At 43.2% G+C, this 26,661-nt stretch carries 24 protein-coding genes; 11 read left to right on the forward strand and 13 right to left on the reverse strand.

What is annotated here, in order from left to right:
- Position 1: 1 nt before the first annotated feature.
- Both nirB and cobA read right to left on the reverse strand, forming a co-directional pair.
- Positions 2-2,560, reverse strand: coding sequence for a nitrite reductase large subunit NirB (gene nirB, locus L4C32_RS00480; RefSeq protein ID WP_428194882.1), 2,559 nt, complete (start codon positions 2,558-2,560; stop codon positions 2-4).
- A 44-nt stretch (positions 2,561-2,604) separates the two neighbouring features.
- Positions 2,605-3,483, reverse strand: coding sequence for a uroporphyrinogen-III C-methyltransferase (gene cobA / locus L4C32_RS00485; RefSeq protein WP_428194883.1), 879 nt, complete (start codon positions 3,481-3,483; stop codon positions 2,605-2,607).
- Positions 3,484-3,912: 429 nt separating this feature from the next.
- Here cobA and L4C32_RS00490 point away from each other — a divergent pair, with 429 nt between their 5' ends.
- Positions 3,913-6,408 (forward strand): molybdopterin oxidoreductase family protein, encoded by a 2,496-nt coding sequence (locus tag L4C32_RS00490; protein ID WP_428194884.1) that lies wholly within the window; start codon positions 3,913-3,915, stop codon positions 6,406-6,408.
- Positions 6,409-6,420: 12 nt separating this feature from the next.
- Positions 6,421-6,804: an antitoxin Xre-like helix-turn-helix domain-containing protein gene (locus tag L4C32_RS00495; RefSeq protein ID WP_428194885.1), complete on the forward strand. Its 384-nt coding sequence runs from the start codon at positions 6,421-6,423 to the stop codon at positions 6,802-6,804.
- Here the strand turns inward: L4C32_RS00495 and L4C32_RS00500 are convergent.
- From L4C32_RS00500 to pspF, 11 genes are all read right to left on the reverse strand, one after another.
- A complete protein-coding gene (locus L4C32_RS00500; RefSeq protein ID WP_428194886.1) occupies positions 6,773-7,000 on the reverse strand; it encodes a hypothetical protein in 228 nt (75 codons plus the stop codon). The two genes, L4C32_RS00495 and L4C32_RS00500, sit on opposite strands and share 32 nt — an antisense overlap.
- Before the next feature lie 283 nt (positions 7,001-7,283).
- Positions 7,284-8,138, reverse strand: coding sequence for a DUF2971 domain-containing protein (locus L4C32_RS00505; protein WP_428194887.1), 855 nt, complete (start codon positions 8,136-8,138; stop codon positions 7,284-7,286).
- A gap of 200 nt (positions 8,139-8,338) precedes the next feature.
- Entirely contained in the window at positions 8,339-8,779 is a 441-nt protein-coding gene (locus tag L4C32_RS00510) for an NUDIX hydrolase (RefSeq protein WP_428194888.1), read from the reverse strand.
- Between the two features lie 128 nt (positions 8,780-8,907).
- Positions 8,908-9,432, reverse strand: coding sequence for a MerR family transcriptional regulator (locus L4C32_RS00515; RefSeq protein WP_428194889.1), 525 nt, complete (start codon positions 9,430-9,432; stop codon positions 8,908-8,910).
- A gap of 5 nt (positions 9,433-9,437) precedes the next feature.
- On the reverse strand, positions 9,438-10,292 hold the full coding sequence (locus L4C32_RS00520) for a DMT family transporter (RefSeq protein WP_428194959.1): 855 nt from the start codon (positions 10,290-10,292) through the stop codon (positions 9,438-9,440).
- A gap of 197 nt (positions 10,293-10,489) precedes the next feature.
- Entirely contained in the window at positions 10,490-11,314 is an 825-nt protein-coding gene (locus L4C32_RS00525) for a peptide ABC transporter ATP-binding protein (RefSeq protein ID WP_428194890.1), read from the reverse strand.
- Entirely contained in the window at positions 11,311-12,363 is a 1,053-nt protein-coding gene (locus L4C32_RS00530; RefSeq protein WP_428194891.1) for a peptide ABC transporter ATP-binding protein, read from the reverse strand. The genes L4C32_RS00525 and L4C32_RS00530 overlap by 4 nt, the downstream gene beginning before the upstream one ends.
- Entirely contained in the window at positions 12,363-13,250 is an 888-nt protein-coding gene (gene sapC / locus L4C32_RS00535; protein ID WP_428194892.1) for a putrescine export ABC transporter permease SapC, read from the reverse strand. Before sapC ends, L4C32_RS00530 begins: the two co-directional genes overlap by 1 nt.
- Positions 13,240-14,199 carry an ABC transporter permease gene (locus tag L4C32_RS00540; RefSeq protein ID WP_428194893.1) on the reverse strand — a complete coding sequence of 320 codons (960 nt, stop codon included), beginning with the start codon at positions 14,197-14,199 and terminating at the stop codon, positions 13,240-13,242. The genes sapC and L4C32_RS00540 overlap by 11 nt, the downstream gene beginning before the upstream one ends.
- 3 nt (positions 14,200-14,202) lie before the next feature.
- Positions 14,203-15,813 (reverse strand): ABC transporter substrate-binding protein SapA, encoded by a 1,611-nt coding sequence (gene sapA, locus L4C32_RS00545; protein ID WP_428194960.1) that lies wholly within the window; start codon positions 15,811-15,813, stop codon positions 14,203-14,205.
- A 74-nt stretch (positions 15,814-15,887) separates the two neighbouring features.
- A complete protein-coding gene (gene pspF / locus L4C32_RS00550; RefSeq protein ID WP_428194894.1) occupies positions 15,888-16,895 on the reverse strand; it encodes a phage shock protein operon transcriptional activator in 1,008 nt (335 codons plus the stop codon).
- 188 nt (positions 16,896-17,083) lie between these two features.
- Between pspF and pspA the strand changes: the two genes are divergently transcribed.
- The 9 genes from pspA (at position 17,084) to trxB (ending at position 26,661) form a co-directional block, all read left to right on the forward strand.
- Entirely contained in the window at positions 17,084-17,752 is a 669-nt protein-coding gene (gene pspA, locus L4C32_RS00555) for a phage shock protein PspA (RefSeq protein WP_428194895.1), read from the forward strand.
- 23 nt (positions 17,753-17,775) lie between these two features.
- On the forward strand, positions 17,776-18,003 hold the full coding sequence (pspB, locus tag L4C32_RS00560) for an envelope stress response membrane protein PspB (protein ID WP_428194896.1): 228 nt from the start codon (positions 17,776-17,778) through the stop codon (positions 18,001-18,003).
- A complete protein-coding gene (gene pspC / locus L4C32_RS00565; RefSeq protein ID WP_428194897.1) occupies positions 18,004-18,387 on the forward strand; it encodes an envelope stress response membrane protein PspC in 384 nt (127 codons plus the stop codon).
- A gap of 69 nt (positions 18,388-18,456) precedes the next feature.
- Entirely contained in the window at positions 18,457-19,854 is a 1,398-nt protein-coding gene (locus L4C32_RS00570; RefSeq protein WP_428194898.1) for a YcjX family GTP-binding protein, read from the forward strand.
- A complete protein-coding gene (locus L4C32_RS00575; protein ID WP_428194899.1) occupies positions 19,851-20,894 on the forward strand; it encodes a YcjF family protein in 1,044 nt (347 codons plus the stop codon). The genes L4C32_RS00570 and L4C32_RS00575 overlap by 4 nt, the downstream gene beginning before the upstream one ends.
- 69 nt (positions 20,895-20,963) lie before the next feature.
- A complete protein-coding gene (locus L4C32_RS00580) occupies positions 20,964-22,607 on the forward strand; it encodes an EAL domain-containing protein (protein ID WP_428194900.1) in 1,644 nt (547 codons plus the stop codon).
- A 141-nt stretch (positions 22,608-22,748) separates the two neighbouring features.
- Positions 22,749-24,293, forward strand: a complete 1,545-nt coding sequence (gene tyrR, locus L4C32_RS00585) for a transcriptional regulator TyrR (protein ID WP_428194901.1) — start codon at positions 22,749-22,751, stop codon at positions 24,291-24,293.
- Positions 24,294-24,309: 16 nt separating this feature from the next.
- Positions 24,310-24,879 carry a ribosomal protein S5-alanine N-acetyltransferase gene (gene rimJ / locus L4C32_RS00590; protein ID WP_428194902.1) on the forward strand — a complete coding sequence of 190 codons (570 nt, stop codon included), beginning with the start codon at positions 24,310-24,312 and terminating at the stop codon, positions 24,877-24,879.
- Positions 24,880-25,449: 570 nt separating this feature from the next.
- Entirely contained in the window at positions 25,450-26,661 is a 1,212-nt protein-coding gene (gene trxB, locus L4C32_RS00595; protein WP_428194903.1) for a thioredoxin-disulfide reductase, read from the forward strand.

A 26,661-nucleotide genomic window follows, 5' to 3' on the forward strand; every position in this document is an offset into this window, starting at 1 on the left:
CCTATATCTCGGTAAGTTCGACAACGTCGATCTGATTATTGTTTAATTTACTGTGAGGAAAACGCTGTTCGCGTTCAGTCGTAAACTCCAAATGATCATCGATGGCTTTACTATTAATAAAGTGCTGGAATCGTTTCAGTTTTTCTGGATTTTCAATGGTGGTTTTCCATTCACATTGATACTGTTTAACGTTGTGTGCCATTTCGTTTTCAAGCTCACTGGCAATGCCGAGGCTATCTTCAATAATGACGGATTTCAGGTAATCCAAACCACCATCCAAATTTTCAAGCCAGACTGAGGTGCGTTGCAATCGGTCAGCGGTACGGATGTAGAACATTAGAAAACGGTCTATGGTTTGCTGCAGCTGTTGGTCATTAAGATCAGTGGCAAAGAGATCACCGTGACGAGGGCGCATTCCTCCATTACCGCACACATAGAGATTCCAACCTTTGTCAGTGGCAATAATACCGACATCTTTGGTTTGAGCTTCAGCGCACTCTCGAGTGCAACCAGATACCGCAAACTTCAACTTATGTGGTGAGCGTAACCCTTTGTAGCGATTCTCTATATCGATCGCGAATCCGACACTGTCTTTAACGCCATATCGACACCAGGTACTGCCGACACAAGACTTGACGGTTCGAACGGACTTACCATAGGCGTGGCCAGTTTCAAAACCTGCATCGATAAGCTTTTTCCAGATAATGGGTAACTCGTGCAGCTGTGCCCCAAATAAATCAACCCGTTGTCCGCCGGTAATCTTGGTATAAAGGTCAAACTCTTTTGCTACCTGCCCTAATACAATCAGTTTATCTGGGGTAATCTCTCCGCCGGCAATTCTTGGAACTACAGAATATGTTCCATCTTTTTGCATGTTCCCTAGGTAGATATCGTTGGTGTCTTGCAGTTCCATATGTTGGTCATCCAACACATAGTCATTCCAATAAGAGGCGAGGATTGAACCCACAGTAGGTTTACAGATTTCACAGCCTAACCCCTGCCCATGACTCTCAAGGAGCTGATCAAAATGAGTGATCTTTTTGACGCGAACAATATCGGCCAGTTGTTGGCGTGAATAAGAAAAGTGCTCACAGAGGTCATTGTTTACTTCAAAACCTAAATTGGACAATTCCGATTCCAGTACCTGTTTTGCTAATGCAGAACAGCCTCCACAACCAGTAGAAGCTTTTGTAGACGTTTTAAGATCAGACATTGTGGTGCAACCCGCCGCGACGGCTTGCTTAATATCGCCTTTGGTCACATCAAAACATGAACAGATAGAGGCGCTATCAGGCAGCGCATCAATGCCTAAGCCGCTGCCGGCACTTTCATCCCCATGGTTAGGTAGAATCAGTACGGATGGGTTTTCAGGCAGCGTCATGTCATTCAATAGGGTTTGAAGTAACGTGCCATACGCCTCAGCATCACCCACAAGCACTGCGCCGACAATCTTCTTACCATCAGCAGAGACGATCAAACGTTTATAGATTTGCTCTATCTCATCGTTATACGTGTATGACTGGGCGCCGGGAGTATTACCGTGAACATCACCAATACTGGCCACATCAACCCCAAGCAGTTTCAATTTAGTACTCATATCAGCACCAGTGAAGCAGGCATCGCCACCACTAATGTGTGATGCTGTCACCTTTGCCATTTGATACCCAGGTGCAACTAAGCCAAATATCTTATTATCCCACAGTGCACATTCACCAATAGCATAGATGTTCTCAACACTCGTTTGGCATTGATTGTTGATGACAATCCCACCTCGTTCACCGATGGTCAGGCCAAACTGTCGTGCCAATTCATCTTGAGGTCGTATGCCTGCTGAGAAAACGATGGTATCTGTTTCTAAAAAGCTGCCATCAGCAAAATTCATGCGGTATCGACACGTCTCTCCATCAATAATCTCAGTGGTTGCCTTCTCAGTGTGTACCTGAACGCCGAGCGCTTCTATCTTACGACGCAGTAATTTACCGCCACCTTCATCAAGTTGTACCGCCATCAATCGAGGCGCAAACTCAACCACGTGTGTCTCTAAACCTAAGTGGGTTAGGGCATTAGCCGCTTCAAGTCCAAGCAGACCACCACCAATCACGACTCCGACTCTGCTTTGCGCGCCTGAAGCGGTGATTTTCTCAAGATCATCAATAGTACGATAGACATGGCAGTGTGCTTTGTCGTTACCAGGAATCGGGGGAACAAAAGGGAAAGAACCAGTAGCAAGTACTAACTTATCATAGGGTTCAACGCGGCCACTGGCAGTCACGACCTGATTATTGACATGGTCTAGTTGGGTAACTTTGTCATTGAGCACAAAGTGAATGCCATTCTCTTGATAATAAGAGGCATCAGTCAGTGCTAAGTCATCGGCAGATTTTCCGGAAAAGTAACCACTAAGCTGCACCCTGTCATAGGCGAGACGGGACTCTTCTGAAAAAGTAATAATTTCATACTGGTCTCTGTGATCGTTAATTAAGGTGTCGATAAATTTATGGCCGACCATACCATTTCCGACCACAACAATGCGTTCTCTGTTTTTCGCTGCATTACTCATTAAGGCTTCCTTTCCATAGATAATTTATTAGATTTATAGTTATTTTAGGCAGTTAGCTGCATGTACTTTTCAAACTGTTTCGGGAGTAGTTCAGCGTTTGCGTCCGAATAGGTGCTAAACCATTGAAGTTGGTCGGCCAGTGAAACGACCTCGCCTACCATGATCAGTGCGGGTGATTTCACCTGGTGACGACTTACTAAGCTTGATAGTTGAGAGAGAGTTCCAGTGATTACCCGCTGTTGTGGACAGCAACCATTTTCAATAAGAGCAACTGGCGTACTGCTAGCCAATCCCTCAGCCATTAACCGAGTCTCTATCATGTTGGATTTACTTAATCCCATGTAAAAAACTAAGGTGTGCTGAAGATTAGCGAGTGCTTGCCAATTAATATCGAGCTCTTTTTCGGCATGGGCTGTGACAAAGGTACAGCCTTGTGACAGCCCACGATGTGTGAGGGGGATCCCTGCATAGCTACTGCAACCTGCTGCTGCAGTGATCCCGGGGGTGATCATAACGTCAATATTCTGTTTTTTTAAAGCCAACATCTCTTCGGCGCCACGGCCAAAGACAAAGGCATCTCCACCTTTTAAACGACAGACACTGAGGCCCTGTTTGGCTTTGTAAATAATCAGCTGGTTTATCTCATCCTGTGTCGAGCTGTGACACCCTTTGGCTTTACCAACATATATTGACTCCGCTGAGCTTGGCATCAAAGCGCGGATCTCTTCGCTGACTAAATTGTCATAGATAATCACGTCCGAGTTTTGAATTTGATTCAGCGCTTTGATAGTCAGCAGCTCGGGGTCACCGGGACCTGCGCCAACTAAATGCACGGTACCATAAGTGATAGCAGCAACATTGTCGGATTTGAAATCAGTCCCTGTAAAGGTAATAACACCATTGTGGCTCTTTTCATAAATCATCAATCAATCCTTAATACAGTAAACATTGCGTTAATGAGCTTAGAGCAAAGAAGATGCCAATTAATGAGATTAGGCGTTGATTAATTTAATTACTTGCTATTAATCAGGTGGTTATGGTTGTTTTTTGAAGGGAGTGACCGATAAACGATATGGAGAAAGTGCATTCAAAGCGCGTTAAGTTGTTCTTTTGTGGTGCGAGACACACCAAAATGAAGCATGGAGGTCGATATCTTCACTCAAAATTTGCGAATATGAGCCTTAAAAAGGGTTGTAATAAAAAGAACTTCATCATTAACACTTTGTTTATTAGTGATATTTATATTGTTTTCTAAAATGTACACATAAAAAATTGAATCTTGGTGTGCTCCTTGCTCAATAGTTTTAAGAGAAACAGGTTTTGAAGAAACCAATCTATTGATATGAGGAAGCATGATGTTAACGAAGAGTCCTTGGGTAAAAACCACGTGTGCTTATTGTGGAGTAGGCTGCGGGGTTGAAGTAAAACCCAATGCAGAAGGCCAGCTTGATGTACGAGGCGATCAAGACCACCCTTCTAACTATGGACGACTCTGCTCGAAAGGCATGGCGCTGGGTGAAACGGTGACTCACCAAGGGCGCATGCTTCACCCATCCATAGAGGGCATTGAAAGCAATTGGGATCAAGCGCTGGATCATGTCGCTCAACAGTTTATTGATACGATAGAAAAGCATGGGCCAGATTCGGTCGCTTTTTATGTGTCAGGTCAGCTGTTAACGGAAGATTACTATGTTGCCAATAAGCTGATGAAAGGATTTATAGGCAGCGGAAACATAGACACTAACTCACGCCTGTGTATGTCATCAACAGTGGCCGGGCACAAACGTGCATTTGGTTCTGACACTATGCCGGTCTGTTATCAAGATCTAGAGATGGCCGATATGGTGGTGATTACCGGTTCTAACCTGGCTTGGTGTCACCCTGTTCTGATGCAGCGATTGCGAGCAGAGAAAGAGAAGAGACCGAATCTGTTTATTGTGGTGATCGATCCTCGTGAAACCGTGACCTGCGATATCGCGGACCTGCACTTGGCCATTCATCCAGGGACAGACGTCGCTCTGTTCAATGGATTACTCAATGCGTTGGCTATGTCTGGACAAATCGACACAACCTACGTTGAGAAGCACAGCCAAGGGTTTGATAAGGCGCTCCATTCAGCTCTGATGGATTCCGAAAACGATGAGCAGTTGGCTGAAACATTAGGCGTCAAGGAGGAGGGGCTTAAACAGTTTTATCAGGCGTTTTGTCACACAGAAAAAGTGGTAACCATCTATTCACAAGGAGTGAACCAATCGTCGCACGGCACCGATAAAGTTAACAGCATCATCAATTGTCATCTAGCGACGGGTAGGATAGGGCGCGTAGGGATGGGGCCGTTTTCCGTCACGGGACAGCCCAATGCGATGGGGGGCCGTGAGGTGGGCGGACTGGCGAATACATTGGCCGCACATATGGACTTTGGTAACTCAACTCATCATCAAATGGTCAGTAACTACTGGCAAACGACCACACTGGCCAAGCAACCCGGTCTGAAGGCGGTAGAGCTGTTTGATGCCATTAACGACGGCAGTATAAAAGCGGTATGGATCATGGCGACTAATCCAGTGGTGAGTATGCCTGACAGTAATAAGATAAAACAAGCCCTCGCCAAATGTCCGCTGGTGGTTGTTTCAGATTGTATAGCAGATACGGATACCACGCGCCTTGCCAATGTACTGCTGCCCGCGCAAGGGTGGAGTGAAAAATCGGGAACGGTGACTAACTCTGAGCGACGTATTTCAAGGCAGCGACGCATTCTGCCAACTCCGGGAGAGGGGAAGCCCGACTGGTGGATCATTTCACAGCTTGCTCAAAAGATGGGGTTTGGAGAGGCATTCGATTACGTTCATGAAGGTGAGATTTTTGATGAATATGTGAAAATGACGGCGTTAGATAATCGAGATGGCTATCAACGAGATTTAAATTTGATTGGTTTAGCGGATCTGTCTGATGAAGGATATAACAGGCTGACCCCACAACAGTGGCCAGTAGCAGTGCTACAAAAACAGGTGACTCATCAACGAATGTTCAGTAATGGCCGATTTTATACCCCTAATGGCAAAGCCAATTTTATCGCGGTATCACATCAACAACCTAAAAGCAGGAGTTGTGAGGCGTTCCCTCTGATACTCAATAGCGGCCGAGTGCGCGACCATTGGCACACCATGACCCGCACAGGTCTTACCGCCCGTCTCGGTGCTCATACGCCAGAACCCTATGTAGAGGTGAATCCACAATTAGCCGCAGAGCATGGGCTATCTAGCGGTGATATTGTGATTATCAGCAGCCGTTTGGGAGAGGTTAAGGTTAGGGTCAATCTCACTCAAGCGATAAAACGTCATCAGCTTTTTGTTCCAATCCATTGGAGTGACAACACTGCCAGTAGTGCCAAAGTCTCAGCGTTAATTAGTCCAAATATCGATCTGAACTCTGGGCAACCTGAGTTTAAATACACCCCAGTTAAACTGAGTAAATGGGCTTTTAAAAGTGATGCGCAGCTGCTTTCCCGAGAGCTACTCGATCTCAATCAATTTGGCTACTGGGTAAAGCAGAAGGTGGAACAGGGTTATCTGTATCGTATTGCAAGTACCCGTACACCACTTGAGTTGATGATCGCTCTGTCAGCACTGTGTCCAATTGAGTCTGGAAAAGCGCTGAGCTATGAAGCAAAGCAACCCGACAGAGAGTCAACCTACCGCTACGCAAATGTTACCTCTAAACGCATGGCCTTCGCCTATGTCATCAGTGATAACCTGCAGCAACAAGACCTTAATTGGCTACAAACGCTACTACAGGAGACCATTGATGAAGAGCGAGAGCGCAGTGTTATATCCGGTGAGTTTGGATAGTGAGTTGTCGTAGTGCACATTACAACCAAACCATCAGACATACCTATTTCCAGCCGAGTAAGTTCAATGCTCACACAATGGTTTGGTTGGGAGGTATTGAACGAGATGGACTACTCTACATTGGCACGAAAGGGGGTTGATCCGAGAGTATTAACACGATTACAAGATCACGGTTTTTCTCGTGCAGAGCTGCAGTGGGTCATCGCATCGAGAACACTCAGCCATCGACTTGCCAAGAATGAACAACTCACTTGTGATGAAAGCGCAAAGGCAATTCGTGCTGCTCGACTTACCGCACAAGCTGAAGCCGTATTTGGCGACCCAATAAAAGCGCATCGATGGCTATCAAAGCCTAAAAAGCAACTCATTGATCACTATTTTGGCGTTGTCTCTTAAACTTACGGCCCAAATATACGAGACCGATAAGCAATGCCACATAGTAGAACCCTTGCCCAACATACTCCATCAGTTCGTTGGCATTGGGTAATGTGATGCCCTGAAACATCGACAATACTTGATCAGACTTTCCTGAATCGAAGACCATCCACACCGCGCTGGCAACACACGCCACTAAAAATATCCAATTTCTCATCTATTTGGTCCCATCACGAGTTCAATCATTCAGTTAATATCCCCCGATACTAACGAGCCACGGTAATAAATACAATGATCACGCTGAAACATATTTGGACAGAAGTAAGTTAGCCTTATTTGGTGTAGATCCCACCACCAGATAACTGCTCGTATCATTAATAGCGAAAAATACCACTGCACTAATTAGTGCTTGTAAAAGGTTCATTATCTATTTTTTGCAATTGAATTAGACGCAAAACAGACGGTTAAATATACAAGTCAGTTTCTTACCAAAAAAAAAGTTACAAATCTTCGAACCGTAGCCGATAGTCAACGCTATCGATCCGTGCTTTTTGCAACTGGATATCATAATCAGATAAATAGTCTCGCGCCGTATTGATCAGAGATTCATCTGCGTTACATCCAAAGGTTACTGACTTTATGGCTTCTTTGGGAACTTCATACATACATAATACGTCTTTATGACGTAGTAGATAATGGCTTCGAGCTTGATGCTCTGGGATGGCTATGAGGTCACTATGTCGCTGTTTTTCTGCCTGAAAATCCATATTTAGAACTACTGAAAAGGAGTCTACTTTATTCTTGTGAATTAGTTTCTTATCTGCGGTTACCAAATCTAATATTAATCGATGCTCTTTCTCATAAGCCCACTCATCAGACTTATGTAGATATAACTCCATCAAATAATTATTAACCGATGCTAAACGCTCCTTTCTATATAAAACCCTACTTAACCGCCCTTCATGAGAGTTATTCTTCGTAACATACTTAGATGAAAAAAACTCATGCTTGCTATCAAACTCGATTACCATACCTTGGTGCTGTTCTGCATAGTGCGCCCACATCAATAAGTTATCTCTAGTCTCTGTAAAGCTGATGACACCATGATTCAAGAAAAAAACATCATCCGCCCCTTCAGACTCAGAACTTCCCAAAAATTCGATTGCTTCATCCCTAGTTTTACTTCTTCCTTTTTCTTTGAAAATAGATAAAGACATAACCATATCAATCAGATACTCATCACTTGCGATGATTTCAAATGGATCATTTAAAGCAGTACGAGTTGATGCACGAAGCCATCTATTTGTAAAAAAATCTGGCCGTAAAGGCATATACTTATAAAGTTTGAAATCCATCTGAACTTATTAGAAATGAAGTAGATAACATAATCATATAACAATACTTAATCATTCAAAACGACACCGTTACATATCCTTGATATGAAACGATCACTGACTACCAATCTAGTACAATACACAATTGTAACTCGTCTTGGGGCATAAACGTTCTAGCTATTGTCCCGCTGATACATCTCTGGATAGATTCGATTTTCAATCTACATGTGATGGGCTTTGAGTCGTTCGCATAACTCCCATAAAGCTGTTCGATTTGAATCATACTTAAGAAGTTCATTCGCTTCAGAAGCCTTACACCAACGAAATTCCGTGTGTTCTGAAGATAACTTTGGTTCTCCCGAAACTTGCACTGAGAATGAATATTCTGGTATCACATAAGGATGATCGACCCATTTTTCGTGACCAGAATAAAAAACTCTAGGTAACATACACATAGAATCTAATTGAACCCAATCACTACCTATTAACGACGCCTCTTCATATAGCTCTCTTTTTGCGGCATCGCACAGCGACTCTTGATCTTCACCACCGCCAGAAATCGCCTGCCATTCCCCATTGTCTGTTCGGCAAGCAATCAAAAATATGGGTTCTGAGATTTCCAATTTATATGGAAATATTAGTACCTGAAATGGTGATCTCATCGGGTGACTCCACTATTGTCATGTATCAATAGATACTAATACCATTAGGAACAGTAGGGAAATTCTCCGACCAGATTATTCTCTAGTTTATTGCACAAACTCACTTTGGGGCAAAAGCTTTGTTTACTCTAAGACTTTCGTGACCACTCTCTTATTTGCTCAATTTCATCGTCATCAATATGCAAAGATTGTAGGAATTTTAGGTGTCCAAGCGGCTCCATCTGCTCAAAACGCTTGTGCCAATTGATCATATCTTGATCATCCATCCCAGATTCCCTCAATATTTCTGTCCAGCGCTCCTTGGTGAGTAAACCTTGATTAATCAGTTCAGGCTCTTTAAGCAAGGCCATAATGGAGTGCTGCTGCTGACGCAACTTCTGAATTTCTAAATCGAGGGCAGAAAACTGTTGCCTCAGTACTCTATCTCGATCTTTATCTTGTGATTGCTGTAGTAGACTCTCAATCTCACTGACGGGTATGCCATAGGAACGATAAGCAAGAATAGTTTTAAACTTTTCAAGTTCTCGCTCTCCATATTGGCGATAACCACTAGACGTTCTAGCTGCTGGAGTGAGTAACCCCTTTCGCTCGTAATAGAGAACCGTTGTACGAGACACTTCAAGCTGCTCACAAAATTGTTTGATGCTCAACATGTAGGTCAACCTTCTTTAGTTGTTTGATAATAAGACCACAACAATGGAAGCAATGCGCTTGTGAGAATAATCATTGCTCCAACTATTGACCATAAATCAGGAGTTTCGGCAAAGACAACGAACCCAATAATTAGAGAATAGATTATCTTTACATACTCAACGTTGGCAATGATGTTGGCTTGCGCCCATTTATAAGCAGATATGCCCACATACTGTGCAAGTGAAGAGATGATGCCAACGAGTAAGAGTAATACTACATCTTCAATGGTAGGCGTTCGCCATAGGTAAAGGGTTGGTATGAGTGCTATGCAGCCAATAGCCAGTGCTTGGTATGCCATTAAAGTGATCTTGGGTTCACTTTGCGCCACTTTTCTAACGCATACGACAGCTATTGCTGCCCCTAGTGCCGCGATCATGCCAGATGAAACATACAGAGTGTGACTTTCCGTGAAAGTAGGTCGAATCACAGCCATTACTCCGATAAATCCACCTACAATAGTAAAAATGCGACTGTTGGTGATCTGTTCTGCTAATACAAAGCGTGCGATCAAAGCCACGAAGAGTACCTGTAAGAAACCGAGTGCTGTCGCATCAGCAAAAGGAATATTACTCACTGTTATAAAGCCAAAGTACAGCGCTGTAAAAGCCCCTACAATTCTTAGTAAGTGAAGGGGTACTTTGTTGGGCTTAAGTAGCACACTCATATTTTTACTCATAGAAGGGATAAGCAAAAGCATAAAGATTGACTGACGAAAAAATAGGATCTGAAAGGTGTCATAGTCAGTACTGAGTTGTCGAACAAATACTCCAACTATCGTAAACAGTGCGGTAGATAAAAGGGCAAGAGTGATCCCTTTCATTGTTGGTGGTAGGTTGTCAAAGAGCCGAAATATCGTTGATTGTCTTAATTCTGGTAACTGATACAAGGAAAGGTGCCTCTTTGCTTAAGTATACAAAGCGAACCATTCTAAAGTCGATACCTGTAGACAGGTCAAGTAATCTTAACTCTCAATGATTAAGTGACCTCTTCCAGCTCAGTATCCAGTATGTTACAGCTTTACACCACCAGTTTTGGAGTAACACTGTTTGATCTCAATTTCCGATCATGGGTTGGTGCATCAAAGTGGCTCTGAATAAGTTTTTTAGTGATCTTATGTTGCGGATTGGCAAACACCTCTTGGGTCGGCCCTTTCTCAACCACTTCACCATGGTGCATTACCATGACTTTGTCTGTGATGTGTTTGACTACGCCAATATGTTGCGACACGTAGATGAATGAGATCGCCATCTCCTCTTGCAGCTCTAAGAAGAGATTAATGATTTGCGAGCGCATCGCCATGTCTAAACCATTGAGTGCTTCATCAGCCACGATAATACTGGGCTGAAGGATCAACGCTCGAGCTAGTGATACTCTTTGCTTCTGCCCAGTAGCAAGCATTTGAGGGTAAAAGTAGGCATGCTCTGGAAGTAGACCGACCCGTTTTAGAGTGGCGAAGATACGTTTTTCACGCGCTTGAGGACTCATGTGCGTGTTTCTCTTTAACGGCCCCTCAAGAATGCGACCAATCTGTAAGCGAGGGTTAAGTGAGGTGTTAGGATCTTGAAAAATCATCCGAATCAGACCGCTACGTGTCTGGTAATCTTTGTGTTTTAGCTCTTCCCCGTTGACCGTAATGATTCCGGCGGACGGCTTCACTACCCCTGCAAGCATTCTAGCGAGGGTCGATTTCCCAGAACCATTTTGACCGATAAAACCGAGTGTTTGTCCTGCTTCCAGTGAGAAAGATACGGGCTTAACGGCTTTAATATGCCGTTTTTTAAACAACCCTGTTCTAAATTTGTAATCTTTTTGTAGGTCGGTGACTTCTAAAAGCGCACTCATAATTCCTCTCCACACCGCTTAGGTTGTTTCTCACCTTTCTTCTTATCCGATGGACACTTCTCAACGTAATTAAGCGGGAAGTGGCAGCTAAATTTGTGATCTTTCAAACGGCGACGTTTTGGCATCTGAACACAGGTACGTTGAGCTTGCGGACAACGTGGTCCGAGGCGACAACCTATGGGTAGATGCTGCAGTGGTGGAATCGAACCAGGAAGCGACTCTAAGATGGATTTGTGTGGAATTGTCTCTTGGCTAAAGTCGGGCATTGCTCGAAGTAGAGCCACGGTATAGGGGTGTTTCGGAGACTCTAATATCTGTGTACGGCTACCAGACTCTACCGATTGACCGCAGTACATCACGGTGATGCGATCCACCCACTGAGTGACAGTCACCAAATCGTGACTGATCAGAAGTATGGTGGTGTCACTGAGCTGATTAAGACGGCTTAATAACCGGAATATTTGTGACTGCGTAATGGGATCGAGATCGTTGGTTGGTTCATCGGCAATCAATAACCTTGGCTTTTTAGCGATGGCCATAGCGATCATCAGTTTTTGACATTCGCCGTCGGTTAACTCATACGGGTAGCATTTCATAAAGCTTTTATGGTTTTTGATACCCACTTTATGCAGTAAAGCGATCGCCTGTTTTCGTCGCCATTGAACTCGCTGCCACCAACGTCCTTCAAAGCTGTCAGATGGAATTGATTCTTCAAGTTGGTGTCCAACTTCCTCGGAAGGGTCTAAACAGGATGAAGCCTCTTGAAATACCATGGCTAACTCACGGCCGATGACTTTTCTTCTTTGTCGTGTAGTTAGGGTGAGCAGATCGATATTACCGAGTCTCATCCTATCAGCTGTAATGCGCCAGTTCTCTTTGGTGATGCCAATAATCGCTTTGGCAATCAGACTTTTTCCTGAGCCAGACTCACCGACTAAACCACGTATTTCTCCTTCATTTAGAGTCAAACTGACACGATCGACAGCTTTAACCATCCCATGAGGGGTATCTAACTCAATCGTTAGGTGGCGAATATCAAGTAAAGGCATTATTCAGTTCCAGCTTCGATTGCGTGACGAATTCCATCGCCCACTAAATTAACCACCACCACGGTAAACGTGATGAACAACCCCGGAAGTGTCACCGTCCACGGGGCAATGTAGATAAGTTCTATTGAATCACCGAGTAACGCTCCCCACTCAGGGCTTGGTGCTTGAGCTCCTAAGCCTAAAAAGCCTAAGGCGGTGATATCTAAAATGGCCACGGAGATAGCTAAGGTGAGCTCCGCGACTATACCAGCCATGATGTTGGGTAATATGGAATACCACAATAAGTAGAAATTATTCTCACCATCCAATCGGGCAGCAATGATGTAATCTTTCTCTACTTCGTTATGCACTGCCGTATAGACAGAGCGAATAAAACGGGGGATTAATGAAAACCAGATAGCCAGAAGGATATTAAATTCACCAGTACCTAAAAACGCCACAAAAATGATAGCCAATAACATAGATGGTATTGACATGACGGTATCTAAAAGGTGATTGAGAACGCTAGAGAGTAGCCCTTTGGTCATTCCTGCGAAGACACCAATTATGGTGCCAATAATCGCGGATAACAGTGCGACAACAATGGCATACCCAAAGGTGAGTCTAGAGCCCGCAATCAAACGAGAAAGGATATCTCGACCAAGGTCATCGGTACCTAAAAAGTATTCAATGGTACCTAAATTATTCCATGAGGGAGGCTGCAGAAGGACACCTGATTTCCACTGTGCATCATAAGGGGCAATCCATGGAGCAAGAAGCGTCACGAACAATAAGAGGGAGAGGCACCAAAAACCAAAAACAGCGATCGAGTTAGCACGATAGCTGCTTAAAAAGCGCTCTCGTGGCGTCGGGATATGCTCTTCTTGGTAGACGTTATTAGATAGCATTCCACTGCTTCCTTACGAGAGGGTTTGCGATCGCCCCAATTAAATCAGTAATAATATTGGCGGTTAATACAAAGCTCGCCACGGCAAGTACACCCGCTTGAATAGAGACATAATCTTGATTGCCGATGGCATTGAGCAACCAGCGTCCAATTCCTGGCCAGTTAAAGATTGACTCTGTCATCATCGCTGCTGTTAACATGCCAGACATTTGAATACCTAATTTAGGAATAATAGGAGGTAGAGAGTTCCTGATCACATGACGGACAATGATCTCATATTTTGACAATCCTCGTGTCTGTGCTGCTTTGATGTAGTTCTGAGTAATGACATTTGCCACTGAAACTCGCATCTGTCTGATGACTTCAGTCATTGGTGCTAACGCAAGCACTACGGTAGGTAAAATAAGGTGGTTGACCACATCGACTAAGATGTAACCTCGATTAGGATCGTTAAGTAGAAGTGTATCGATAATGGTAAAGCCTGTTTTTGCTTCAACTTCATACAACAAACTGTATTGACCAGAAACCGGTAACCAGCCTAAACGTAAAGAGAAGAACATAATGGAAAGTAGCGCAATCCAAAACAGCGGCATTGAGTAACCCATTAAAGCGGTTGACGAGATGATGGTATCAATTGGGCGGCCACGCTTCATTCCTGCAATAGTGCCAAGGGGGATGCCAATTATTAAGGACAATATAGAAGCGAAAAAACAGAGTTCTAGAGTGGCTGGGAAGACTTTGGCAACCTCATCAATAACGGATAAGCCTTGGTGATTGACGCCAAAGTTACCGTTAATAATCTGCGCTAGGTATTGTAACCAACCGGACCAAAAATCCATATGAGCCCAAGTCGTTGTTGGCTCTAAACGCACCAAACCATAACCAATTAAGGTCAAGATGGTTAACGTGATGATAAATAGATTGAGCCTTCGAATAGTATATATAAACATCCGCTATTCAGTCCTAGATACTTGGTAGAATGAATTTGAGCCAAATGGGCTAATAGTAAACCCCTGCAGTGAGTGATCATTGGCTTGATATTGTGCACTATGGGCAATTGGGACAATGGGCATGATATCGTTAAGCAACTGCTGAGCTTCAGTATAGATCTCTTTTCGGTTTCGCATGTTATTCGCTTCCCTCGCAAGATCAAGCAATTTATCAAATTCAGGGTTACACCACATAGCCGAATTCAATGCGGCTTGTTTGGCATCACAAGATAAAATTGGGCGTAAAAAGCTATCGGGGTCGCCAGTATTCGCCACCCAGCCAGTTAGAAATAGGTCAATGGCTTTGGTTTGTTGTACCCCTAGACGTGCATAGGTCTCAGCAGTAACCAATTGAACCTTAATTCCTATTTTGGCAAGATCACTTTGAATTAGCTCAGCGGTTTTTCTTGGACTAGGGTTATACGGTTTTGAAATGGATGGCACCCATAACGTCAAGCTCAATCCATCTTGATACCCAGCATCATTTAACAGCGATTGTGCTTGCTGGCGATTGAACGCTATCTGGATACTCTCTTCACTGTATGCCCATGAGGTTGGCGGCAGAATGGTTTTTGCTTCAACGCCCGTTTTGTAATAGACGGTATGCAGAATATTGTTACGATCAATAGCAAAGTTAATGGCTTGACGAACACGCAAATCTGCCAGAGAAGGATTGGAGTGATTGACTGCTATATAGGAGATGTTCATGGCAGTTTGAACATGCAAAGTAATGTGTTTCGCTTGAGTTAACGCTGGAATTTGACTGGCGGCTGGAGAGGACATTACATCACACTCATCGCGCAGAAGCTTCGCGAGCGATCCTGTACCTCGTGCTGATATATCAAACACCACTTGGTCCATTTTTGGTTCGCCTTTCCAATAGGCAGTGTGCTTTTTCAATCGAATAAGATCATCTGGTTGATAATCATCAAGATAAAAAGCGCCCGTGCCTACAGGCTGAGAATCAATGAGCTCAGGGGTGTTATTGTCGAGGAGTTGTTGACCATATTCGGCGGAGTGAATAACGGAAAAACCGGTCGCTAAAGAGGATAGAAAAGTGATGTCTGAGTGATAGAGCTTAAATTCAACCTCCATCTCGGAGATTGCAGTGACTGATTTGACCAAGTTAAAAAAGTTGATGCCGGTAAACCACGGGTAGTAACCATTGTTGACTTGGTGGTAAGGGTGGTTGGGATCAATCAATCGTTGAAAACTAAACGCCACATCGTCAGCGTTCAAAGTCCGTGTTGGTGTGAACCATTCTGTGGTCTGAAAGGCGATGTTGGGACGTAGAGTAAAGGTAAACGTGGTGCCCTCTTTATCTACAGACCAACGTCGAACCAAGCTAGGTCTGGGCACATGGACTAATGGATCGAATTCAAGCAGGCGATCGAAAATTTGTGGACCAATGGTATCCACAATCAAACCACCTTGACTAAGCTGGGGATTAAAAGAGGTTGGACTACCTAAACCGCAATAAATAAAACCGTGCTGTTTTACTTGGGCGTTCTCTACTGTGTCATTGCAACCGAAGAGAGTTAAAATGCTAAAAAAGATAGCAAGTAAACGTGTCATAGTATGCATAACAGTGGCTTATGAATGAAAACAAGTCTTTTAATTTTAACACTATTCCTCAATTGCTACCACTATCACTTTTCTAAGTCACCCTCAAAGGCATGTTTACGCAGCATGCCGCGCAGTTGGTGGTAACTTAACCCGAGTGAGTCTGCGGCTTTTCTCTGGTTAAATTGCGACGTTTTCATTGCTAATTCCAACAAAGATTTCTCCTGCTCATGTTGCCAAGTTTTGAAATTCATCGGTAGGGTAGGAAGTTCAGTTTTATTACTGATTTGTTCGTCTTTCTCTTCTTTTGGCGTATCAGTCCAAGCTGTGGCAAAAGGGTCAAGATAAATAGTATCTACTTCCATATCTTCAACACCATGATGAAATACAGAACGTTCAATGACATTTTTTAACTCACGGATGTTACCTGGCCAAGCGTAACTGGCTAACACCGCTTTTGCATGCACAGAAAAACCGGGAAAGTACGTTAAACCGATCTCTTGACACATTTTGATAGCGTAGTGCTCTGCCAGTAGCAGGATATCTCCCTCTCGATGACGGAGTGGAGGAAGATGAATCACATCAAACGCGAGGCGATCCAATAGATCGGCTCTGAATTTACCTTGTTCAATCAGCTGGTGGAGGTCGGTATTTGTGGCGCAAATCAAGCGAACATCAGACGTTTGAGTTTTAGAGCCACCCACTCGTTCATACTCACCATACTCAATAACTCGAAGCAGTTTTTCTTGAACGCCGACGGGGGCAGTGGCTAACTCGTCCAAAAATAGCGTTCCACCTTCAGCACGTTCAAAGCGGCCTTGGTGCCTATTCTTGGCGCCGGTAAATGACCCGGACTCATGACCAAACAGTTCGGAATCAATGACCCCTTCACCCAGTGCGGCACAATTAAGAGAAATCAGCGACTGATTCCATCTTTTTGACAGATAGTGTAAACGTTTTGCGATAAGCTCTTTACCTGTACCGCGCTCCCCTAAGATTAAGATAGGACGGTCAATTGCAGCCAATCGCGAGGTTTGATCTAATACAGAAAGAAATGATTCTGATTCGCCAATTAGTGCTTCTGGTTTTCTCATTGATGTCACTCTCTGCAGTTGGTAATTTTCGCCAATAGTTAGTGAAATATATCATATCACAATTAATGATTTTGCTCATGTATATCTAACTTGTTGAATTTTAACAATGAAAAAGTTGGCATGAAAGGTGTAATAGACACAATAAGAATTACATCATTCAGGTGTAAGTAATAGAGGCAGGACTTATTATGGGTATATTTTCAAGATTTGCAGATATCGTTAACGCAAACGTCACTTCACTGTTAGACAAAGCAGAAGATCCAGAAAAAATGATTCGCCTAATCATTCAAGAGATGGAAGATACATTGGTTGAAGTGAGAACATCATCTGCCAAAGCGATTGCAGACAAAAAAGAGCTTGCTCGTAGAATTAATGCGATGCAGTCACAGTGTGAAGATTGGCAACAGAAAGCCAGTTTAGCCCTAACTAAACAGCGTGAAGACTTGGCTCGATCAGCATTGATAGAGAAGCAAAAATTAACGGATGTTTTGGGTAGCCTAAATGCTGAGTATACCTTAGTAGATGATACCATTGAGAAATTGACTACCGAGGTCACGGAATTAGAAACTAAATTAAATGAAACTAGAGCTCGTCAACAAGCGCTGGTGATCCGTCGTCAGGCGGCGGGTAATCGTCATGATGTTCAGCGTCAGCTGCACTCAGGGAAAACAGAAGAAGCGTTAGCAAAATTTGAACAATATGAGCGCCGCATTGATGAACTGGACGCCAAAGCAGACAGCTTCTCTGTTGGGAAATCAAAAAGCTTAGATCAAGAGTTTGCTGAACTTAAAGCGCAAGATGAAATTGAGCAAGAGCTTGAGAAAATGAAGCAGTCTATGGACAACAAACCTCAATAACTGATTGATAAAAGGAGTCCTAAATGGGCACAGTATTCATTGGCATTCCACTGATCATATTTATGGGGTTAGTGGCTCCGCTTTGGTTATTTCTTCATTACCGAAGTAAGCGTCAAACAGGTCAAGGTTTAAATAGCGAAGATATTGAACGTTTACAAGCGTTGGCAAATAAAGCAGAGCAGATGCAGTCGAGAGTAGAAACATTAGAAAGAATTCTCGATGCAGAAGCTCCAGATTGGAGGCGGTCTTAAATGAGCAGAGAACTGTATCGAGATCCTGACAACGGAAAAATCGGTGGTGTTTGTGCCGGAATTGCCACCTTTTTTGGTGCTGAAATATGGGTGGTGAGAATTCTCGTCGTATCAGCCTTTTTATTAGGTGGTGGGTTATTGGTTGTGATGGCTTATATGGCCGCGTATCTCTTTTTAGATAAAATGCCCTACGAGAAGAGAAGCCAGCATCATTTTAGTGACCATAAAGTGAAAAACAAACCCTGGCAAGCAGGGCAATCACCGAGCAACTTGACCAAACAATTAAATAATGAGTTTGATCAGATGGAGTCAAAATTGAGAAAGATGGAGGCGTATGTCACCTCAAGTTCATTTAAGGTGAATCGAGAGTTTAAGAACCTTTAATACAAACAGTGAGCCATAAGCTACGCTTTACGTATAATAAAGAGTTAAAAAACAAGTAATAGGAAGTCTATGAGCGATATTAAGAGTGAAGTAAATAAGTGGGTCCACCGAGGAATGGACCGTCATATACGATTGGCGGTTACTGGTCTATCGCGTGCTGGTAAAACTGCGTTTATTACCTCATTGGTGAATCAACTGCTTCACTCTGCAACCAACCCTAGATTGCCATTGCTCTCTGTGGTGAGGGATGGGCGTTTGTATGGTGCAAAACGTGTCCCTCAAACCAATTTATCAATCCCAAGGTTTGCCTATGATGATGGCATGTCATCATTGCTTTCAACTCCACCTCAATGGCCGGAGCCTACCGAAGATGTCAGTGTTATTCGTTTAGCACTGCGCCATAAGCAGAAAAAAGGGCCGTTACGATTACTGAAAGAGTCGGCGACCACTTACCTAGATATTGTCGATTACCCAGGAGAGTGGTTGCTTGATTTGCCTCTGCTTGAGCTCGACTATCTCAGTTGGTCACGACAGCAGACTAAGATGATTCATGGTAAAAGAGAGCAATTAGCGAAAGAGTGGATGGCTCTTGCTGAAGAGTTTGACCCGTTTGCTCTGGCTGATGAGAATCAATTAGCGAAAATAGCCAACAAATTTACTGATTTTTTGCACCAATGCAAAGAGCAACAAGGACTCCACTGGGTACAACCAGGACGATTTGTACTACCTGGTGAATTGGCAGGGGCACCGGTTCTGCAATTCTTCCCCTTTATGTGGTTTGAGAAATACAGTGAAGAGGATCTTAAAAAAGCCCGCCCCGATTCAAACATAGCAATGTTGCAAAAGCGCTATGAGTATTATCAACAGCATGTGGTTAAGAAGTTCTTCAAAGAGCACTTTTCAAAATTTGATCGTCAAATCGTTCTTATCGACTGCTTGCAACCATTAAACGCGGGGCCGGAATCCTTTAATGATATGCGACAAGCAGTCGAGCAGTTAATGCAGAGCTTTAAATATGGCAGTAACTCTATGTTGAAGCGTCTGTTTGCTCCACATATTGACCGAGTTCTGTTCGCGGCGACCAAAGCGGATCATGTTACCCCAGAACAACACCCTAATATGGTGTCTCTACTGCAGCAGCTTATTCATGAAGCATGGCAATCGGCTGCGTATGAAGGGGTAGCGATGGAGTGCATGAGTATCGCTTCCATTCAAGCCACTACACCTGGTTTTGTCTCTTCCGATGGGGAGAGCGTACCAGCGTTAACGGGACATGATGTTAATGGCCAAAGTATGACCATGTTCCCCGGAGAGGTGCCTAAGCGCCTGCCGACAGGAGATTTTTGGCAAGAAGGTCATTTTGACTTTGTTAACTTTAGGCCTCTACCTAATGAAGCCGATGTACCACTGCCCCATATCAGGATGGATAAAGCACTTGAATTTTTATTGGGAGACAAGTTTCAATGAGTGAGTTGAAAAAGAAAAAGGTGTTTTCAGAACAAGCCATTGAGTCAGAGTATTTGGAAGAAGAACAACCCAAAGAGGCGCTTAATCCTCAACGGTTGTTTGATGAGAAAGAGGTTTTTTTACCCAAAGAGAGTGTGGCAGAACCTGAAAGTGATGCAGAAAAAAGCTTAAGCGAAGCGCTTGCGGCCACATCAAAAAAAAGCAGTAAAGGCATTAAAACGCTGATTGGAGGCTTTATTGGTTTAACAGCATGGCAATCCATCGATCAAGTTTATCAAGCGTGGGTGACTCAAGATTGGCTGGCGTTGGGTTGGTCTGGGTTGTTGGTGTTGGTCGCAAGCCTAGGTATTTCCGCCCTCGGTAGAGAGTGGTTGATTTTGCGCAAGTTAAAGAACCGTATGACTGAACAGCAAGTGGCAAGCCAATTGATTGAAGCTAATGGAATAGGCAAAGGGCGTCAGTTTTGTACTGCGTTAGCGAACAGCAGCAATATTACGAGTGAAAACAGTGGTTATGATAGTTGGCTAAATGCACTCGCAGCAACACACAATGATGCGGAAGTTTTGCAGTTGTACGACAATATGGTGGTATCCCAGCAAGATAAACAGGCGAAAAAATTAGTCTCTAAATACGCCAGTGAAGCGGCACTGATGGTTGCCGTCAGTCCGTTAGCGGTTGTTGATATGCTATTGGTGGCATGGAGGAGCTTTACGCTTGTCGAAAAAGTATCACGAATTTATGGTGTGGAGCTGGGATATTTTTCTCGTATTAAACTGTTTAAGCTGGTTATCACTAATATGGCGATTGTAGGAGCCTCTGAGGTTGTGGCTGATGTGGGCATGGATGTGTTATCCATGGATCTTACTGCAAGGCTGTCTACGCGGGCAGCACAAGGTGTCGGAGTAGGCTTATTAACGGCGAGATTGGGACTCAAAGCGATGGCGTTGATGCGGCCACTACCATGGAGAGAAGGTGATGCTCCAAAATTGAGTGAATTAAGAAAAAACCTGCTATTACAGCTAGGTCCTAAAAAAGAGTGATCGAGTCAGAGATAAAGTCTATTATTGATACATATAGGCCTACACGTCACTTTTGAGGATGCAAAAGTATTGTACAACAGTGAATTGAGTCAATCTTTATTCCCACAGCTTATTATAAAAGATCAGCATATCTTTTATTGTAATCCTGCATTTCTTGAGATGACAGGTTATAACAAAGACGAACTGATAGGCTGTGCTGCAGAAAATCTATTTTCTGAACTGGAAAATGTGGAAGAGTTTCTCTTACAATTACACATAACCAATAATACAGCATCAACCAAGATCTTTGATTATAACCACTTTTCACTTCCCGTTAAAATTCAAGTAAAATCGGCAGAAAACCCGCACGATCTTTTAGTCGGTTTTCATCTGATTAATAACAAATCGCATGATGTCATCGCTAATATGCCTAATGGCTGGGCATTGCGATCTCGAGTTGACTATTTGTTAGCGGATGCGCCAATTAAAAAGAAGATGAATAATATCGCATTACTGGTGATCGATATTGATAACTTCTCATCACTGAACTATCGATATAGCTTTAAGGCAGGGGATCATTACCTTGAACGAGTAGGGGCCGTTTTACAACAATCGATTTCATATCATGGTTTTGCTGTTAGATTCAGTAACGCTAAATATGGTGTGCTTATTGAGGCTGATAATGAGATCACTGAAGAGATATTTTATCAACGGATTAAATATGTCAGCGACCTTATTATTAAAGCATCGAAGAGAGCTATTGATGTGGGAGATGGGGTCACTGTTCAAAAGCACTTCAGCATTGGAGTGAGCCAACCATTAAGCCGATATGGCAGTTATCACGAAATGGAACTAGCCGCTGAAACGGCGATGCTTGAAGCTAAAAAAGTGTGCAATACCTCAATTGTTTACTCAAAGTCTGAAGCAAGTGTGCAGATGGTGAATGAGAAGCTTATTATCGAAGAGCTTCCTAAAGCGATTGAAACTAACTCTATCCAAATTTTTTATCAACCTCAATATGACATAGAAAGTGGTGAGTTAACTGCTTTCGAAGCCCTGTCACGATGGGCACTACCTGAGTTAGGCCCGATTGCACCAGATCTTTTCGTCGGTATCGCTGAAAAAATTGGGCTGCATTATGATTTTGATTTTTGGGTGTTTTCTCAAGTCTGCACGCAAATTTCTAGCTGGTTAAGTCACGCTATTATTCCTGTCAAAATAGCAGTAAATGTGTCATTGAAATCGTTGGAAATGGACAGTTTTATTCCGAGACTACAATCGTTGTTGTCAGAGTTTGATTTCCCACTGCACCTGATTGAGATTGAGATGACGGAAACAGGCTCTATCAGCAATATTTCTCAGTTTAGAACCAATATTTGTAATCTTAGTGATTTGGGTATCAGCATCGCTGTGGACGATTTTGGTACAGGCTATTCGTCACTGAACTTGATTCGTGAATTTCACCCCTCATTCAGTAAGTTGAAAATTGATAGAGCGCTTATTATGAATATAGAAACCAATGAGACTGAGTTGGAATTTATTAAACATATTGTCAAATTAGGGGAGTTATTTGGATTACAAGTACTGGCAGAGGGAATAGAAAAAGTGGAACAGCTAACATTACTGAGATCAACAGGGTGTCATTTTGCTCAGGGCTATTACTTCAACAAACCAGTACCCTACGCTGTTGCCGAACAACTATTAATCGCACGCAGCATTAAGATAGATAACTAACACACCCAGACACACTTAATTCCCCCCTTAATTAGCGTCAATTCTTGACTGGCTATGACGACTAACGCACACTAACAAAGTGTCAACTATTCCTGACACTTATTCATTGTGAAATTGAAGTCATAATTTAAGGAAGATGTCGTGCGTTTAGAAGTAACCTGTGAAGACCGCTTAGGTTTAACAAGAGAGCTACTTGATATCCTTGCTACTCAGAATATCGATCTCAGAGACATCGAAATTGATAAAGCAGGGATCATTTATTTAAACTGCCCTGAAATTGAATTTGAGCAATTTAGCCAGTTGATGGCTCAAATTCGACGTATTCCCGGCGTGACTGACGTTCGAAAAATTCAGTTTATGCCCAGTGAACGAGAGCACACCGAGCTTCGCTCCCTTTTAAGTACACTGCCAGATCCCGTCTTTTCTCTAAATTTAAATGGCACTATAGAGATGGTCAATAATGCCGCTATTTCTCTACTCAACCGAGACAGCAGTGACATTATTGGTGAGCCGTCTCATGCGTTTCTTCCACAGCTAAACTTCTCCCACTGGCTTGAGAAAAACACGTCACGACAGAAACTCAGCGTCGTGATCAGTGGCCTCGATTACCAGATGGAAGTGATGCCCGTGTACATTACTGATGACAGTAATTCGTCGATTCTCGCCAGTGCCGTAGTGATCTTAAAATCGGTGTCTGAAGCCAAAGCTTTAGCACCGGTGTTACCTGCAGAATCCAATATTGGTTTCGAACATTACGTGGGTAACTCAACCAAACATAAATTGCTAATTACCCAAGCCAAAAAACTGTCTATGTTAGAGCAGCCTCTGTTGATCATTGGTGAGACAGGCACGGGGAAAGAGATGCTAGCCCTCGCTTGTCACAATCGATCACACCGCAGTGGAGAACCTTTCTTAGTGGTTAATTGTGCCTCTATGCCAGATGATGTAGTGGAAACTGAACTGTTTGGTTATGCACCGGGTGCTTTTAAAAAGGATGAAGCTGGGAAACGAGGAATTTTCGAGCAAGCAGATGGCGGTACGGTCTTTTTTGATGAAATTGGCGAAATGAGTAGCCATTTACAGATTAAAGTATTGAGGTTCTTGCAAGATGGCACATTCAGACGAGTAGGTGAAGAGCAAGAGGTACATGTCGATGTTCGCGTGATTGGTGCGAGCAAAAAGCAACTTGCGGATCTGCTTCACAGCGGCGAGTTTAGAGAAGATCTTTATTACCGGATGAATGTACTGACTTTAGATATTCCGCCACTGAGAGAGAGAACCAGCGACATAGCGGTCCTGTTTGATCTGTTTATCGCTCAATTTTCACAAGAGTTAAAAATACCAAAACCGAACGTGTCACAACCCACATTGGATAAGCTGACCAAATATATCTGGCCAGGAAACGTTAGACAGTTAAAAAACACGGCCCTTAGAGTGATGACTCAGTTAGAGGGAAGTTCGATTGAAGTGAAGTTGTTAGACCTCCCAAGAGCGGAAACACCGACGATCACTAACGATATTGATGTTAATGGCTCACTGGATGAAATAATGAAGCGTTATGAAGCTGGAATTTTAGAGAGTTTATATCAAGAGCACCCGTCGACCAGAAAGCTCGCTAAGCGACTGGAGGTCTCGCATACTGCCATTGCCAATAAATTACGTGAGTATGGTATTACCAAGCGATGAGAGGATAAATGCAACAATGAGTGATGTGAAACACAGCCTGAATATTGACGAACTTGTTATTAGAGCTGCTACTCCAGAGGATGATAAACGCCTAAGCCAATACTTTATCGATAACCGACAGCACTTAAAACCTTGGGAGCCCAAAAGAGATGAGGCGTTCTTTACTGCTCAAGGTTGGGCTAAGCGGCTTATCCAGCTGAATGAACTGCATAAACATAACCTAGCCTATTACTTTGTTATTCAGTGGAGAGGGAGTGACGAGGTGATTGGCACCATCAGTTACAGTAATATCGTCAAATTTCCATTTTATGCCTGTCATGTGGGTTATTCACTGGCAGAGTCTGCGCAGGGGAAGGGGGTGATGCGAAGAGCGTTACAACAGACTAATCAGTGGCTATTTGACCATCAAGACATTCATCGAGTGATGGCTGCCTATATTCCGACGAATAATCGAAGTGGTAATGTGCTATCAAGCTTGGGTTTTGAGAAGGAGGGCTACGCTAAAAACTACCTCTTTATTGACGATAAATGGCAGGACCATGTGCTTACTTCTTTAACCAATGAACAGTGGGTTAATCCAAACTAAAAAAAACTAATCCATTCATTAGCAAAGCTAATGAATGGATTATTGTATATTATCTAATAGCATTGATTCAATTGACCTTGATGATTTATAAACAAGGAATGGGATTAGTTTTGTTAAATGATTTTAACAAGGTGATCTGAGTTGCACTATGGTAACAAAGCATCGAAATCGAGGAATAAAACGCATAAAAACCAGCGTTAAATCACATAAATTTATCGTTAATTATTTACAATCTCTCACATCAAGATTGTTTAACGAAGAAGACCTTTATTATGACATTTATCACTAAGCCACATCGCTGAGTTCTTACTTCTCTCGCCTGTACGGTTGAGCTAAGTCAAAATGTCATTTCTTTAAATGATTCTGCTGAAGTCATCACTTCAGCCGTCAAGTTTACTCCTTTCAATTTAGTTTCTTTATTTGCAGATTTCGCCACTTATGTTGGCGTCATCGTCATGTCATTTTTTGCTGTGTGGCCCCAAGCATTGTGCAAATTTGTGCAATCATCTGGTGGCGGCATTTACTTTAATACTTTGTTATTTCAACTGTTTCAAAGAGATGGGAAATATTATGTCTGATCTGTATGACGTCATCATCATTGGTGCTGGAGCTGGCGGTATGTCAGCGGGTGTTTACGCTGCTCGCGGTAAAATGAAAACATTAATTCTTGAAGAGAAACGTAAAGTGGGTGGCCAAGCGGCGACGACTAACGAAATTGAGAATTGGCCTGGCATCCTAGAAACAACAGGTCCAGCGTTGATGGATCAATTCAGAGCTCACTGTGAGAAGTTCGGTGTTGAGTTCATGAAAGGGGTGGTTGAAAAAATTGACGTTTCTGACGATGGGTTCTTCAAAACAATCACCACCACTAAAGGCGAAATTTTAAAAGCGAAAAGCGTCATCATAGGTACAGGGGCTGCGCCAAGAATACTCGGCATTCCTGGTGAAGGTGAGTTTCGTGGTCAAGGTGTATCGTACTGCGCCACGTGTGATGCCGATTTCTACGAAGATTTAGATGTTGTTGTAGTTGGTAGTGGTAATACAGCGGTTGAAGAGTCTGTATTTTTGACCAAGTTTGTGAATAAAGTGACCATGATCGTACTGCACGATGAAGGTATCTTAGATGCAGATAGAACCGCGCAAGAGCAAGCGTTCAGTAATGAAAAAATTAACTTTGTTTGGAACTCAGTGGTTGATGAAATCAACGGTGATGACCTTGTAAATGGCGTCACACTGAAGCATTTGAAAACAGGCGAGAAAAGAGATTTAGCTTGTGACGGCGTATTCATGTTTGTTGGCACAGTGCCAAGAACAGACTTTGTAAAAGAGCTGATCGATTTAAGTCCACAAGGCTACATCAAAGTAAATAGCAAGCAAGAGACCAGCATTCCGGGCATCTTTGCTGTCGGTGACGTGACCGATACTTACTTACGCCAAGTAATTACGGCTGCGAGTGACGGTGCTGTTGCTGCTGTTGCTGCTGACCGTTACATCGAAGAAGAAGAGAACTGGTTAGAAAAAGTGTCACATTACGATGGTACGGTGATGGTGGCGTTTTGGACCCCAACGAATGAGAAAAGTATCGAAACAATCAGTGCATTAGAAGCACGTTGCCGTGAAGGTGAAGAGACGCGCATTGTGACAATCGATACCTACAAGAGTCAGATTATTTCTAATCGCTTCAACGTTGAAGAACTGCCTGTTGTTATCCGTTTCGAAGCGGGTAAAGAGGTAAAACGTGTTGCGGTTAATACCACACAAGATTTAGATACACTCTTTTAA

It is taken from the genome of Aliivibrio kagoshimensis (genome assembly GCF_050337105.1).
GTDB classification, from domain to species: domain Bacteria; phylum Pseudomonadota; class Gammaproteobacteria; order Enterobacterales; family Vibrionaceae; genus Aliivibrio_A; species Aliivibrio_A kagoshimensis.

Excerpts from the sequence above, each read along its gene's own strand:
- nirB (WP_428194882.1), bottom strand. The coding sequence starts at position 2,560 with ATGAGTAATGCAGCGAAAAACAGAGAACGCATTGTTGTGGTCGGAAAT.
- cobA (WP_428194883.1), bottom strand. The coding sequence starts at position 3,483 with ATGATTTATGAAAAGAGCCACAATGGTGTTATTACCTTTACAGGGACT.
- L4C32_RS00490 (WP_428194884.1), top strand. The coding sequence starts at position 3,913 with ATGATGTTAACGAAGAGTCCTTGGGTAAAAACCACGTGTGCTTATTGT.
- L4C32_RS00500 (WP_428194886.1), bottom strand. The coding sequence starts at position 7,000 with ATGAGAAATTGGATATTTTTAGTGGCGTGTGTTGCCAGCGCGGTGTGG.
- L4C32_RS00505 (WP_428194887.1), bottom strand. The coding sequence starts at position 8,138 with ATGGATTTCAAACTTTATAAGTATATGCCTTTACGGCCAGATTTTTTT.
- L4C32_RS00510 (WP_428194888.1), bottom strand. The coding sequence starts at position 8,779 with ATGAGATCACCATTTCAGGTACTAATATTTCCATATAAATTGGAAATC.
- L4C32_RS00515 (WP_428194889.1), bottom strand. The coding sequence starts at position 9,432 with ATGTTGAGCATCAAACAATTTTGTGAGCAGCTTGAAGTGTCTCGTACA.
- L4C32_RS00520 (WP_428194959.1), bottom strand. The coding sequence starts at position 10,292 with ATGAAAGGGATCACTCTTGCCCTTTTATCTACCGCACTGTTTACGATA.
- L4C32_RS00525 (WP_428194890.1), bottom strand. The coding sequence starts at position 11,314 with ATGAGTGCGCTTTTAGAAGTCACCGACCTACAAAAAGATTACAAATTT.
- L4C32_RS00530 (WP_428194891.1), bottom strand. The coding sequence starts at position 12,363 with ATGCCTTTACTTGATATTCGCCACCTAACGATTGAGTTAGATACCCCT.
- sapC (WP_428194892.1), bottom strand. The coding sequence starts at position 13,250 with ATGCTATCTAATAACGTCTACCAAGAAGAGCATATCCCGACGCCACGA.
- L4C32_RS00540 (WP_428194893.1), bottom strand. The coding sequence starts at position 14,199 with ATGTTTATATATACTATTCGAAGGCTCAATCTATTTATCATCACGTTA.
- sapA (WP_428194960.1), bottom strand. The coding sequence starts at position 15,813 with ATGACACGTTTACTTGCTATCTTTTTTAGCATTTTAACTCTCTTCGGT.
- pspF (WP_428194894.1), bottom strand. The coding sequence starts at position 16,895 with ATGAGAAAACCAGAAGCACTAATTGGCGAATCAGAATCATTTCTTTCT.
- pspA (WP_428194895.1), top strand. The coding sequence starts at position 17,084 with ATGGGTATATTTTCAAGATTTGCAGATATCGTTAACGCAAACGTCACT.
- pspB (WP_428194896.1), top strand. The coding sequence starts at position 17,776 with ATGGGCACAGTATTCATTGGCATTCCACTGATCATATTTATGGGGTTA.
- pspC (WP_428194897.1), top strand. The coding sequence starts at position 18,004 with ATGAGCAGAGAACTGTATCGAGATCCTGACAACGGAAAAATCGGTGGT.
- L4C32_RS00570 (WP_428194898.1), top strand. The coding sequence starts at position 18,457 with ATGAGCGATATTAAGAGTGAAGTAAATAAGTGGGTCCACCGAGGAATG.
- L4C32_RS00575 (WP_428194899.1), top strand. The coding sequence starts at position 19,851 with ATGAGTGAGTTGAAAAAGAAAAAGGTGTTTTCAGAACAAGCCATTGAG.
- rimJ (WP_428194902.1), top strand. The coding sequence starts at position 24,310 with ATGAGTGATGTGAAACACAGCCTGAATATTGACGAACTTGTTATTAGA.
- trxB (WP_428194903.1), top strand. The coding sequence starts at position 25,450 with ATGTCTGATCTGTATGACGTCATCATCATTGGTGCTGGAGCTGGCGGT.